We start from the raw sequence: 13,284 nt of genomic DNA, 5'->3' as shown, positions 1-13,284 counted from the left end.
TGAGCATATCGAGTCCTTTCCGAAGGGTTCGAAGGGCTTGCCGCCGGGAACCGCGCTAACAATGGAAAGGACACCCATGCCTCTTTATGAGCATGTTTTTCTCGCGCGTCAGGATGCGAGCACCCAGCAGGTCGAAGAACTGACCACCCAGATGACCGGTATCGTCGAGCAACTCGGCGGCAAGGTCGTGAAGATGGAAAATTGGGGCGTACGCTCCCTGACCTATCGCATGAACAAGAATCGCAAGGCGCATTTCGTGCTGCTGAACATCGACGGCCCCTCGGCTGCGGTCAGCGAGATCGAGCGTCAGGAGCGGATCAGCGAAGACGTGATCCGTTATCTCACCGTTCGCGTCGAAGAGCACGAGGAAGGTCCCTCGGCGATGATGCGCAAGGCTGATCGCGATCGTGATCGCGACGACCGTGGCGGCGGCGGTTTTCGTGGCGACCGCGAGGGCGGTGGCTTCCGTGGTGGCGATCGTGAAGGTGGCGGCTATCGCGGCGACCGTGGTCCGCGCCGCCCCCGTGAAGACGCTGACGCAGCGGTTGAGGAGTAAGAATCATGGCCGAAGCTGGTGCACGCCGTCCGTTTTTCCGCCGTCGCAAGACCTGCCCGTTCACGGGTCCGAACGCGCCGAAGATCGACTACAAGGATTCCAAGCTGTTGATGCGTTACGTTTCCGAGCGCGGCAAGATCGTGCCGAGCCGCATCACCGCCGTCTCCGCCAAGAAGCAGCGTGAACTCGCGCGCGCGATCAAGCGCTCGCGTTTCCTTGGTTTGCTGCCCTACGTCATTCGCTAACGCGAAACCCAACCGGCGGCGGCGACGCCGCCGGTTGAAATACTTCATAAGGCTTCCGGGTCGTCCGGTCGCCGATGGTTGGGGTTCTTGGAAACCTCTAACCGCTCGAAAGGAGCGGGACAGCTGATGATCGCGATCATTCTCATTGCCCTGGCGGCCGGCTGCGCGTCGGCGCTGATGTTCGCCTCGATGATCTCGGGCGTCCTGATCTCGATATTGCTGATCTATTTGGCGCCGCTGCCACTGATGGTCGCCGCACTCGGATGGGGGCCGCTTTGCGCCACCATCGGCGGTATCGCCGCAGCAACGGTCCTTGGCGCGATCTTCGGCCTTCCCTACTGCATTGTCTTCGTGGTCACGGTCGCTCTGCCCGCATGGTGGCTTGGGCATCTGGCGCTGCTTGGCCGCCCCGTGGTCAGCGACATTACGCCGGGTAGCGGCGCGGTCCCCGCCGAACCCGTGATGGAATGGTATCCGGTCGGCCGCATTCTGCTCTGGATTTCGGGCTTTGCCACGCTGATCACGATGGTGGCGCTGATGGCTTTCGGCACCGACGTCGCCGCCATCACCGGCGCACTGCGACAAAGCTGGCTCTTGATCCTCAATCCGCACGATACCGCGCCAACCGGTGAGATCGAACAACTGGCCGATGCGCTCGCAACCATCACGCCGGCGGCAGCCGCGATGGTGTTCATGATAACCCTGACGCTCAATCTCTGGCTGGCTGCAAAAATCACCGCAACGTCGGGCCGTTTGCATCGCCCGTGGCCCGATCTGAAAAGCACGGCGCTGCCGCCGCTGACGCTGGCTGTATTGTGTGCCGCGATCGCATTCTGCTTCGCCGGCGGACTGGTGGCGATTTTGGCGCAGATCATCACCACGGCCCTGATGATGGCTTATGCCTTCACGGGCCTGGCGGTGTTGCATACGTTGACGCTCGCCATCAAAAGCCGCGCACTCTGGCTCGGTTGCACCTATGCGATCGTCGTCCTGTTCGTCTGGCCTGTTCTGGCGATGGCAGTGCTCGGCCTCGCCGACGCCATGCTCGGACTTCGCCGGCGTTATCTGCAAGGGAGGCCACCGCCCCTCCCCGCGTCCTGAACTCCAACCTTCAACCCAACCGATCAACTCATCCCCTAAAGGAGAACGAATATGGAAGTCATTTTGCTGGAACGTGTCGCCAAGCTGGGCCAGATGGGCGAAGTCGTCCGCGTCAAGGACGGATTTGCCCGCAACTTTCTGCTCAAGCGCGGCAAGGCCCTGCGCGCCACCGCCGACAACCGTTCCAAGTTCGACGGCATGAAGGCCGATCTCGAAGCCCGCAACCTGCAGGCCAAGGGCGAAGCCACCAAGGTCGCCGAGAAGATCGACGGCCGTAACGTCGTGGTGCTGCGTCAAGCGTCCGAAACCGGACAGCTGTTCGGCTCCGTGACCGTTCGCGACATCATCGCGTCGTTCGAGAGCGACGGTCTCACCATCAGCCGCAGCCAGGTCTTGCTGGACGCACCGATCAAGACCATCGGCAAGCACACCATTGCGATCGCCGTGCATCCGGAAGTCGAAGTCGGCGTCAGCGTCACCGTCGCGCGCAGCGCCGATGAGGCTGAGCGTATCAACCGCGGCGAGGACATCTCGACCCGCCAGGAAGACCAGGATGCCGCCGCCGAAGCGCTCGCCGCCGCCGGCGAATTCTTCGATCCGGAAGCGCAGCACGACGACGAACCGCGCGAAGAAGCCGCTTCGGAAAAGTAAGCTACCTGCCTGCGACCAGTTTCGCGAATAAAAGCCCGGCCGATCAGGCCGGGCTTTTTATTTTGGCCGATGCCTTTTTCCAGCATCGCGATCGACGCCAATGCGGTGATCAAGCCCGGACCGAAACCGGCCCCTATTGGGAGATGGGCGGCGCGGGCGGTCCCGCATGGCCTGCGGGCGCCGGTGGCGGCGCCGAAGCCGTCACGGCAGGTGGCGCAGGCGAAGGCACGGGTGCCGACGGCGCGGGGGCAGCCGGTTGTTGCGTCGGTGCTCCGGCGGACACAGCGGTAGACGGCGCGGCCGAAGCCGGCGGCGCCGGTGTAACCGGGGGTACCGGATCCGCCCGCAACACGGGCGGCGCGCCGCTATTGTCGGTCTTGCTAGGCTCGGTCTTGGCAGGCTCAGATTTGGCAGGCTCGGATTTGGCGGCCTCGGACTTTGCAGGCTCGGATTTGCCCTCGCCGGCCGGCTTGGCGCTTTCTTCCTTGGCTGGTTCGTTCTTGGGCGATTCGTCCGTCTTGGCGGTGTCGGGCGTGGCGGTGTTGGGCTGCTCTTCGCCACCCGGCTTGCCGCGCTTGCTTAGCCGCTTGGACGACAATCTACGGTCGTCGCCCATCTGAGCCGGCGCCTGTCCATCAGCGGCGGGCTTGGTCTCATCGGGTCCCTCGCCCGGCCGCGCCAGCCGCTTGCGGCCCTGACGGGTGGGCTCGCCTTGCGCGGATCCATCCGCGTCAGGCTTGGCTGCTTCCTGGGAGCCGGGGCGCATTTTATGGCCCTGCCGCTCGGGCTGATCGGATCCGGCGCCGGATCTGGCCTCCGCCGGTTTCGGCTCGGTGCTCGGCTTGTCGCGGCCCCCGCGGGTATCGGTCGCGCCGTTCGAAACCAGGTATGAGCTCAGCGTCGAGGCCATGTCGCTGCTGGTCGTGTAATGCTGACGCAGGAAGCCCGGCAGGGACCCGGGCGCGACGGTCTTCAACAGACCCCGCGGACTCTTGTGGCAAGCGTTGCAGGTGCCAGCAAAAATCTGGGAAGCGCTTTTGCCGGCCTCGAGGTTCTGCGTCTGCGCCCAAACCGGTCCGATCGCGAACCAGCCTGTCAGAAGCGTCACCGTCGCTAAACTGAGCGCTCGGCCCACCATTCCCTATTCTCCAAATTTGGAAATCGCTTCCAGTGTCTTCTAATCCGACCCGGACAGCAGCGGTCACCTTTTAGCCGATTATCCCGCGAATGGAAGCGGACAGATAAAAAACGGCGTGAATGCTGCATTTCGGAATATCCGCTTTGTCTACAATGCAGTAGCGCACCGGCGCCATCGCTATTATGTTTCGTTGGTGGCGCTCGGGAACCAAGTGGTTCGCGTATGCGCCAAGGTGTGACGGCCGTTTAGCTTCACCCTTGCGGGATCGCTCAATTGGTGGTTTCGATGGACCGTTTGTTGCGTTATTTCCTGAGCCAGTTCATTCGCCGCGGCGCAATGACGTTCACGACCGCGAGCGGAGCAAAATTTACTTGCGGAGACGGAACCGGCGAACCGGTATCTGTCCGGTTCCTGACTGCCAACGCCGAGCGCCGCATTCTCCTCGACCCCGAATTGGGGCTTGGCGAAGTCTATGTGGACGGCACCTTCATCGTCGAAAATGGCTCGATTGCCGACGTCTTGGCGATCCTCTTGGATCAGCCCGAGATGTTGCCGCGCTGGGCCAAGCTGCAATGGTGGCTGCGTTATCTGGTCCGGCATGCCCAGCAATTCAATCCGCGCAGTCGCTCCAAAAATAATGTCGCGCACCATTATGACCTCGACGGACGGCTCTATTCGCTCTTCCTCGACGCCGACAAGCAATACAGCTGTGCCTATTTCGAAACGCCCGATGCGACGCTGGACGACGCCCAGCTTGCCAAGAAGCGTCACCTCGCTGCCAAGCTCCTGGTCCAGGGCGGCGACCGCGTGCTCGACATCGGCTCCGGCTGGGGCGGCCTTGGGCTGTATCTGGCCGAAATGACCGGCGCCAACGTCACCGGCGTCACGCTGTCGACCGAACAATTGCAGGCGTCGAACGCTCGCGCCGCCGAAAAGAACCTGACGCAATCGGCGAAATTTTTCCTCGAGGATTACCGCGACATCCCCGGCCCGTTCGATCGCATCGTGTCGGTTGGCATGTTCGAGCATGTCGGTGTCGATTTCTACGATACTTATTTTAAGCGCTGCGCCGAACTTCTTACCGACGACGGCGTCATGATGCTTCATTCGATCGGCCGCTCCCACGGCCCCGACATCACCAATCCCTGGATCGCGAAATACATTTTTCCCGGCGGCTATATCCCGGCCCTTTCCGAAGTCCTCCCCGCGATCGAACGCGCCGGACTTCTGATATGCGACGTCGAAATCCTGCGGCTGCATTATGCCGAAACGCTGAAGGCCTGGCGCGAGCGCTTCATGGCGCGGCGGGAGGAAGCGGTGCGGCTCTACGACGAGCGCTTCGCGCGAATGTGGGAGTTTTATCTCGCCTCCTCCGAAATGTCGTTCCGCAAGCAGAACCTGATGAACTTCCAGATTCAACTCGCCAAGCGCCAGGGTGTGGTGCCGATGACGCGTGATTACATCGAGCGTGAGGAAGCCCGGCTCCGCGGGATTGAACGCGGCGCGCGGCCACGGCTGCAGATCGCTGGCGAATAAGCTTGCGGGCGAACAGGCTGTGCGGAACGGCCGGCAAAAGCGACCCAAATTCCGGGCCTCTGAATTCTGATTTCGGCGCGCGTCAGTTCCGCAGACGAAAATTGGCGTGCGTCAAATAGGCCGCGGATGCAGGTCGCGCCAAATGCGCACGCGCCGCCGCCAGCGCCAACGGGTCGCAGGGAATCGCGCGCATTTCCGGGCGAGAAAGTTTTTCCATGGCGTCGACCAACCTCGACAGCCAGAGATTTTGGCCCCCTGATCGCCAGCCTTGTTCTGTTCGCCAAGATTGAAGTTGCTGGCCCATGAGCTGTGTCCTTGCCAAACCAACTGTTTATCAATGCGGATATTGCCAACGCGTTCCGGACGACCATGCCGCAAAGAAAATCACCCGGATGTGACCTGCTTCACAAAGGGCTTGGCCGGCTTGCCCTAAATCTCCGAAATGACCCAGAAGACCTTGCCATCACCGCTGGATCCGAAAACCGACATCCGCACCGACTACGCCTTGATCCTCGCTGGCGTCGGAGCGGCCTTGTTCGCGCTGATCTATCTTATTCTGATCTGATCAGCAGAACGTCCGCGCTGAGACCTGCCTGTTACATCGGATGAGTGTGTCCGCGCCGGGACAAGGTTCAGCCCCGCGACCGGATTTTTCTGGGACTTTTCGTCGCGGATGGAACAGCGCGGCCGGGATTTCGGCAAAAGCCGTCAAGCGGAATGAGCGCGAGCGTCAGCTTTCATCCACTAAAAAATATTAGAATCGTGCATAATGAATGAAGCTGCTTCCACTGAGAGCACGGGTGGCGCTTTATTCGCGCCCCACATCCTCCAAGTCCGAGAATAATCGCGAACCATGGCCCTAGTTGATTCGAACGTCCTCAAGCTCGCCCCCGATCCGGGAACTCCCGCCTATCGGAGCGCGCCGCACAATATCGAAGCGGAACAGAGCCTGTTGGGCGCGATCCTCGTCAACAACGACGCGTTCTACCGGGTATCGGATTTTCTAAAGCCCGAACATTTCTTCGAGCCGATCCATCAGACGATCTATGAGACATCGGGCAGCCTGATCCGGATGGGCAAGGTCTCGACCCCCGTTACGTTGAAAACCTTCCTGCCGGCCGAAACCGACATCGGCGGCATGACCGTCGGCCAATATCTCGCCCGCCTCGCCGCGGAAGCGACCACGATCATCAACGCGCAGGACTATGGACGCACCATCTACGAACTGGCGCTGCGCCGCGACCTGATCCGCATCGGCGAGGACATGGTCAATGTCGCCTTCGATGCGCCGGTCGACTTTGCGCCCCGTGCGCAGATCGAGGACGCTGAGCGTCGGCTGTACGAACTGGCGGAGTCCGGCCGCTATGATGGCGGCTTCCAGCGTTTCGGCCAGGCCCTCACCGTCGCGGTCGATATGGCCGCGGCGGCCTTCCAGCGTGACGGTAAATTGTCCGGCATCGCATCGGGTCTGCGCGATCTCGACATCAAGATGGGTGGTCTGCAGCATTCCGACTTGATCATCGTCGCCGGACGCCCCGGCATGGGCAAGACCGCGCTCGCCACCAACATCGCCTACAATGTGGCGAAGGCGCATCGGGCGGAAGTTCAGCCCGACGGCACGATGAAGTCCGTCAATGGCGGCATCGTCGGCTTCTTCTCCTGCGAAATGTCGGCCGAACAGCTCGCAACCCGTATTCTGGCCGAGCAGACCAGCATCGCCTCCAGCACGATCCGCCGCGGCGGCATCAGCGAGGCCGACTTCGAAAAAATCCGCGACTACTCGATCCAGTTGCAGGCGCTGCCGCTCTATGTCGACGAAACCGGCGGCCTTTCGATTTCGCAGCTCACCGCGCGCGCCCGCCGGCTGAAGCGGCAAAAAGGCCTCGATATGATCGTGGTCGACTACATCCAACTGCTGCAGGGATCGGGCAAACGTTCCGACAGCCGCGTGCAGGAAGTCACGGAAATCACGACCAGCCTGAAGGCGCTCGCCAAGGAACTGAACGTTCCCATCATCGCGCTGTCGCAGCTGTCGCGCCAGGTCGAAAGCCGCGACGACAAACGCCCGCAATTGTCGGACTTGCGTGAATCCGGCTCGATCGAACAGGACGCCGACGTCGTGATCTTCGTGTACCGCGAGGAATATTATCTGGCCAACAAGGAGCCGCGGGTCGGTACGCCGGAATATGAAAAATGGCAGCTCGACATGTCGCTGGTGCATGGCAAGGCCGAAGTCATCATCGCCAAGCAGCGCCACGGCCCGACCGGCATGGTCGAACTGCAGTTCGAGGGCCAGTTTACGCGGTTCAGCGATCTCACCGCCGACAACCATCTCCCCGAACGGACATACTGACGCGACCCTGTACGGTTGAACCGCTGCGACGGCACGCGTAAAGTACAGCATGAACCTCGCTTCAGATTCCAAACTGATTGCCGCCAGCAACCCGCTGTCCCCCGAGGCGAATGCGGCTGCGGCATTCGCTGCAGCTACCGCCACCGCTACCGGTGTCCTCACCGTCGATCTCGATGCGATCGTCGCCAACTGGCGCAAGCTCGAGAAGACCGCCGTACCGGCCGAATGCGCCGCCGTGATCAAGGCGGATGCCTATGGCTGCGGCGTCGATCCCGTGGCCCGCGCGCTCGCGGCCGCCGGCTGCAAGACGTTTTTCGTCGCCACGCTGGGTGAAGCCGGCGCGGTCCGTGCCGCATTGCCGTCGACTGTCATTTACGTGCTCGACGGATTTTTTCAGAATTGCGGCGACGCCTACGCCAAGATCGACGCCAAGCCGGTGATCGGCGATCTCAACGAGCTTGCCGAATGGGATGTGTTTTGCCGGCGCACCGGCTGGACGGGCGGCGCAGCCATTCATATCGACACCGGCATGAACCGGCTCGGCCTGACGATTACGGAGGCGCAGGGCATCGTACCTCGGATCAATGCCGGCGATCACGGCATCACGCTGGTGATGAGCCACCTCGCCTGTGCCGAAAGCCTCAATCATCCGCTCAACGCCAAGCAGGTCGCAAATTTTCGCGAGATCGCCAGCCTGTTTTCCGGCGTACCGGCGTCGCTGTCGAATTCGTCGGGCGTTTTCCTCGGGGCTCAATTCCAGTTCGATGTGGTTCGGCCGGGTGCTGCGCTCTACGGCGTCAATCCGACGCCGGAGGCCGACAATCCGATGCAACCGGTTGTCGAATTGAAAGCCCGCATCGTGCAGATCCGCAATGTCGAGCGCGGCGAAAGCGTTGGTTATGGCGGCACCTGGACGACGCGGCGGCCGACCCGGCTCGCGATCGTCTCGGCCGGCTATGCCGACGGCTATTTCCGTTCCGGCGGCAGCAATGACGGCACCCGCGGCGCCGAGGTCGTGGTCGCAGGCAAGCGCTGTCCCGTCGCCGGCCGCATCTCGATGGATTTGATGGCGATCGATGTTACCGATCTCGACAAAAATCTCGTGCGGCGCGGTCACATGGTGACGCTGATCGGCGAAGGCATCACCGTCGACGAGCTCGCGCATCATTTCGGCACCATCGGCTACGAAGTGCTCACCAACCTCGGCCGCCGCTACGCGCGCATCTACAAGGGCGGCCCGAGCGCCAGCGCGCCTGCCGCCCCCTCACCATAGATTTTTGCCGTCGATCACCTCGATCGTCACCGCATCGAGATCGAAATTATCCAGCAATCTCGCATTGACCCCGACCCGCGGATTGTCGAAGTCCGGCTTGCCGCTCGACCAGTCCGGGGATTCGGAATAGGTGCCGCAGCCGCAATTCGCACAGAAATGGTGTTTGACGGTGCGACTGCCCCATCGATAGGTCGCGACTTTGTCGACCGGTGTGGTGAGGTGAAATTGCGCCGGCGTATAATAGGCCCACAGCGCGCCGCGTTTCGCGCACAGCGAACAGGTGCAACGGGTCACGCTGGCCGGGATTTCGGTGACCTCGAATTGCGTATCGCCGCAATGACAGCTTCCCTTGATGGTCATGATCTCTCCAGCCTGACACGGCGCGGGTTCAGCGCAATGGAGCAAGGCTAACCGGGCGCTGCTGCCAGCGCTGTGTCAGTAGCGGTCATTTGGCCGGAGGAGATCGCCCTACTTTATTTTTTCTTCTGCGCGTCGAGGACTTTCCTGCAGGCGTCGCTGAGCGCGTCACGCTGCTTGTCCAGGCAGGCGATGATACGGCCGCCGCCGGGCGTGGTGCCGCTGCAATATTTCTCATAATCCGCCTTGCAGGCCGTGCGCTGCTGGGCCGTCAGGGTCTGCGCCAAAGCTGCGCTGGAAAATCCGGTTGCCAATACGAGAGCGGCAATGTGAAACTTGAACATGATACCTCCCGATATATTTTGATCCACCATAACCGATCTGCCGATGAAAATCGCCACTTTCAACATCAACAATATCAACCGGCGCCTGCCGAACCTGTTGCGATGGCTGAAGCAGGCGAAGCCCGACATCGTCTGCCTGCAGGAGCTCAAATCCGCCGACAGGGATTTTCCCATTCAAGCGATCAACAAGGCCGGCTACGGCGCGGTCTGGCGCGGCCAGCCAACCTGGAACGGCGTCGCGATCCTGGCGCGCAAAACCGATCCGGTGCTGACCCGGACCGCGCTGCCGGGCGATCCCAGCGACAACGACGCCCGCTACATCGAAGCCGCGGTCAAAGGCATCCTGATAACGAGCCTTTATCTGCCGAACGGCAATCCGCAGCCGGGGCCGAAATTCGACTATAAGCTCGCCTGGTTCAGGCGGCTCAAATCGCACGCCGCCAAATTGCTGAAGCAGGACATCCCGGTGGTGCTGGCAGGCGACTACAATGTTGCCCCGGCCGAACAGGATATCTATCCGACCCGCTCCTGGGACAAGGATGCACTGATCCAACCGAAAAGCCGCGCGGCGTTCAAATCGCTGCTGGCGCAAGGCTGGTGCGATGCGATCCGCAGCGTCCATCCGTCCAAGCCAATGTTCACGTTCTGGGATTACAAGCGCCACCGCTGGCTGCGCGACGCCGGCCTGCGGCTCGATCATCTCCTGCTTAGTCCGGGACTTGCACCACGATTGAGCAAAGCCGGCGTCGATCGAACGGTGCGCGGCGAAGAAGGCGCCAGCGATCACGCGCCGGCCTGGATCGTGCTCAAATAGCCCGAGGCGTTTCGCGTTAGAATGCGCTTTAAATTTTAAGAGCATCGCTGTTGCCCGCTGCGATTTGCGGGCTCGACGGCGGCTGAGCAAGCCGCGGCGGCCAACCATGCGCAACATTCTCAAATGTGAGTAGTGAATTCTTAAGGATGATCTCTTTCCCGCCGGGCAGCGTTGAAACGAGCAAACCTTTTTAACACCCGTGGAACGATAAGTTTGCCACCGAATACGGTGCCTCTCCGGGATCGGGCCTTGACGGCCAAACCGGCACTGGGATGGACGATGCGCACGCAAGATTACCCTGTGGCCGAACCCTCGGATCTCCTGCTCGCCGCGCTTGAACTGGCGAACGATGCCGTTGTGGTCATCAACGACGATCTTCGCGTCAGCCATCTCAATGCAGCGGCCGAGCGCATCTGGGGGCTCGACCGCGCGCAAATGCAGGGCTGTCTCGCCAGCGATCTCGGGCTCAAGAATCTGAACGGCAACGAAAACAACTCCGAGATCACGATCCGTCGCAGGGACGGCGGCCGGATCCTCGCCTCGCTGTCGCTTTCGCGTGTCGAGGCCGGCGGTCAAAGCCGCACCATCGCGTTCGTTCGCGACATCACCAGCGAGATCGATCGGCGAGAACGGCTGGCGCTGCTCAACCTGGTCGCCGATGAAACCAACCGCGCGGTGATCGTCACCGATCCTGATCTCAAGACCGTTTACACCAACGCCGCATTTACAAAAGTATTCGGGTACTCGCTTGAGGAAGCAACGGGGCGCAAGGCGGGCGACTTGCTGGCCGGCCGCTGTACCGACCGCAAGACGCTGGCGAGATTGCGACGCGGAATCCGCACCAAAGGCCGCGGTGACGAGGAAATCCTCGCCTATGACAAGAACGGCGACGAAGTCTGGCTCTCGGCCAATGTGAAGGCGTTCCGCAACCGGCGCGGACGGGTCAAATATCTGTTCGCCCTTTTGACCGATATCACCGAGACCAAACAGCTTCGCTCGCTGCAGCAATTGATCCTCGGCGCGCTGGCCGATGAAATGCCGATCACCGAAATCGCCGACCGGCTTTGCCGGCGTGTCGAAGAGATCGCGCCCGATGTGGTTTCGTCGCTGCTTCATGTCGACGCCGCCGGAGTGATTCATCCGCTGGGCGCCCCCAGCCTGCCCGAAGACTTCTCTCAGGGATTGGAGGGCGTCCCGATCGGTCCGAATTTGGGTTCCTGCGGATCGGCCGCCTTTCTCGGTGAGCCGGTGCTGGCAATCGATATCGATACCGACCCGCGCTGGCAGCCGTTCAAGGCCCTGCCGCTCCAGATCGGTCTGCGCGCCTGCTGGTCGACGCCGATCAAGTCCAAGGATGACCGCGTCATCGGAACCTTTGCGTTCTATTTCAGGGAAAGCCGCCCGCCGAGCCGCTGGCACCAGCGCATTGTCGATGCCTGCGTCCATCTCGGGGCGCTCGCGATCGAGCGCAAGGAAGCCCGCGCCCAGATCGCGCAGCTCGCTTATTACGATACGCTGACCGGCCTGCCGAACCGGGCGCGTTTGCGGCATTTGATCTCCGAAGCGATCCAGGCCTGTCCCGCCGGAAAACAGGTGGCGCTGGCGTTTCTCGACGTCGACAATTTCAAGGACGTCAACGACACGCTCGGCCACTCGGCCGGCGACGAGTTGCTTGTCGAATTCGCCCAGCGCCTGCGCGCGCAGATTCAGCCGGATGACATGCTCGGACGCCTCGGTGGCGATGAATTCGTGATCGTGTTGCCGAACCGTGATGCCACCGAAGCCTCGGTAATCGCTTCGCGGATCACTGAAGCGCTGGTCATGCCGCTCCAGATCGGCACCAAACAGGTTCCGATGTCCGCCAGCATCGGCATCAGCATCTACCCGGACAGTGCGACCGACATCGATACCCTGATCCAGCAGGCCGATGCGGCGATGTACAAGGCCAAGGAAGCCGGCCGCTCCACCTATCGTTTCTTCAGCGCGGACATGAACCGGCTCGCCGAGCAGCGGCTGGTCTACAGCGCGGCGCTGCGCAATGCGATCGCAAATGATGCGCTCTCCTTGCATTACCAACCGCAGATCCGCACCGTCGACGGCGCCATCCATGGTGTCGAGGCGCTGGCGCGCTGGCACGACCCGGTGCTCGGCGAAGTGTCGCCCGGCAAGTTCATTCCGCTGGCCGAAGAATGCGGACTGATCGAGCAGATCGGCCTGTGGTCGGTTCGCGAGGCCTGCCGGCAAATGGCGGCCTGGCGTGAAGCCGGGCTGGATATCCCCTGCGTATCGGTCAACCTGTCCCCGATCAATTTCCAGAACGTCACGCTCGCGGCCGCGGTCGCCGAGATTCTCGGGGAGCATCGCCTGCCGCCGGAAGTGCTGATGCTCGAGATCACCGAAGGCGTGATCATGAACGAACGCTCGGTGGCGATCGAAACCATGAATGCCATTCGCAAGCTGGGGGTCGGGCTGTCGCTGGACGATTTCGGCACCGGTTATTCCAGTCTGAGCCGGCTGGCGCAATTGCCCATTCGCGAGTTGAAGATCGACCGCAGTTTCATGCGCGACATCGAGAGCAACCCGAACGCACGGGCGATCGTCACCACGGTGCTTCGCGTTGGCCAGAGTTTGCAGCTCACCGTCGTCGCCGAAGGCGTCGAAACCGAGGGGCAACGAAATCTGCTGGCAGAACTCGGATGCGAAGTGATCCAGGGATTTCTCTACGCGCCCGCATTGTCTCCTGCCGCTTTCGGCCGCTGGCTGCTCGAACACAGCGCCCGGCAAGCGAGCGTGATGCTGCGCCATATCGGCCGATCCTTGTCGCGACAGGACGAGTCCGCGCAAGCATCGACCTTCAATGCCATCGCGGCGAGAACCGGCATTCCAGCGTAAGATTGCTTTCTCCTTTCCCTCCCC

General features: G+C 61.9%; 13 protein-coding genes. 10 read left to right on the top strand and 3 right to left on the bottom strand.

The features are described from left to right. Positions 1–76 precede the first annotated feature (76 nt). The 4 genes from rpsF (at position 77) to rplI (ending at position 2,553) form a co-directional block, all read left to right on the top strand. Positions 77–556 (top strand): 30S ribosomal protein S6, encoded by a 480-nt coding sequence (gene rpsF / locus HB676_RS30885; RefSeq protein WP_213742282.1) that lies wholly within the window; start codon positions 77–79, stop codon positions 554–556. 5 nt (positions 557–561) lie between these two features. Then, entirely contained in the window at positions 562–801 is a 240-nt protein-coding gene (gene rpsR, locus HB676_RS30880; RefSeq protein ID WP_002711478.1) for a 30S ribosomal protein S18, read from the top strand. 126 nt (positions 802–927) lie between these two features. After that, complete coding sequence (locus HB676_RS30875) at positions 928–1,902, top strand: DUF2232 domain-containing protein (RefSeq protein WP_213742281.1); 975 nt, start codon at positions 928–930, stop codon at positions 1,900–1,902. Between the two features lie 51 nt (positions 1,903–1,953). After that, the gene (gene rplI, locus HB676_RS30870; protein ID WP_213742280.1) at positions 1,954–2,553 is read left to right on the top strand and encodes a 50S ribosomal protein L9; all 600 of its coding nucleotides are present in this window, start codon (positions 1,954–1,956) and stop codon (positions 2,551–2,553) included. A gap of 133 nt (positions 2,554–2,686) precedes the next feature. On the opposite strand, the gene HB676_RS30865 is transcribed toward rplI, so the two are convergent. Beyond that, positions 2,687–3,691, bottom strand: coding sequence for a hypothetical protein (locus tag HB676_RS30865; RefSeq protein ID WP_213742279.1), 1,005 nt, complete (start codon positions 3,689–3,691; stop codon positions 2,687–2,689). Between the two features lie 285 nt (positions 3,692–3,976). On the opposite strand from HB676_RS30865, the gene HB676_RS30860 reads away from it, so the two are divergent. The 4 genes from HB676_RS30860 (at position 3,977) to alr (ending at position 8,853) form a co-directional block, all read left to right on the top strand. Next, entirely contained in the window at positions 3,977–5,227 is a 1,251-nt protein-coding gene (locus tag HB676_RS30860; protein WP_213742278.1) for a cyclopropane-fatty-acyl-phospholipid synthase family protein, read from the top strand. Positions 5,228–5,669: 442 nt separating this feature from the next. Beyond that, the gene (locus tag HB676_RS34170) at positions 5,670–5,792 is read left to right on the top strand and encodes a hypothetical protein (RefSeq protein ID WP_275944989.1); all 123 of its coding nucleotides are present in this window, start codon (positions 5,670–5,672) and stop codon (positions 5,790–5,792) included. Between the two features lie 288 nt (positions 5,793–6,080). Further along, positions 6,081–7,580, top strand: a complete 1,500-nt coding sequence (locus HB676_RS30855; RefSeq protein WP_213742277.1) for a replicative DNA helicase — start codon at positions 6,081–6,083, stop codon at positions 7,578–7,580. Between the two features lie 49 nt (positions 7,581–7,629). Further along, on the top strand, positions 7,630–8,853 hold the full coding sequence (gene alr / locus HB676_RS30850; protein WP_213742276.1) for an alanine racemase: 1,224 nt from the start codon (positions 7,630–7,632) through the stop codon (positions 8,851–8,853). On the opposite strand, the gene HB676_RS30845 is transcribed toward alr, so the two are convergent. Both HB676_RS30845 and HB676_RS30840 read right to left on the bottom strand, forming a co-directional pair. After that, on the bottom strand, positions 8,845–9,213 hold the full coding sequence (locus HB676_RS30845; RefSeq protein WP_213742275.1) for a GFA family protein: 369 nt from the start codon (positions 9,211–9,213) through the stop codon (positions 8,845–8,847). The two genes, alr and HB676_RS30845, sit on opposite strands and share 9 nt — an antisense overlap. 113 nt (positions 9,214–9,326) lie before the next feature. Beyond that, the gene (locus HB676_RS30840; RefSeq protein ID WP_213742274.1) at positions 9,327–9,554 is read right to left on the bottom strand and encodes a cysteine rich repeat-containing protein; all 228 of its coding nucleotides are present in this window, start codon (positions 9,552–9,554) and stop codon (positions 9,327–9,329) included. A gap of 43 nt (positions 9,555–9,597) precedes the next feature. Here HB676_RS30840 and HB676_RS30835 point away from each other — a divergent pair, with 43 nt between their 5' ends. Both HB676_RS30835 and HB676_RS30830 read left to right on the top strand, forming a co-directional pair. After that, positions 9,598–10,368, top strand: coding sequence for an exodeoxyribonuclease III (locus HB676_RS30835; RefSeq protein WP_213742273.1), 771 nt, complete (start codon positions 9,598–9,600; stop codon positions 10,366–10,368). Between the two features lie 279 nt (positions 10,369–10,647). After that, the gene (locus HB676_RS30830) at positions 10,648–13,260 is read left to right on the top strand and encodes an EAL domain-containing protein (RefSeq protein ID WP_213742272.1); all 2,613 of its coding nucleotides are present in this window, start codon (positions 10,648–10,650) and stop codon (positions 13,258–13,260) included. Positions 13,261–13,284 lie beyond the last annotated feature (24 nt).

This window comes from Bradyrhizobium sp. dw_411, assembly GCF_018449695.1.
Lineage (GTDB): Bacteria > Pseudomonadota > Alphaproteobacteria > Rhizobiales > Xanthobacteraceae > Bradyrhizobium.
Note: the sequence above shows the minus strand (reverse complement) of the source record. Positions and strands in the feature narration are given on the sequence as shown.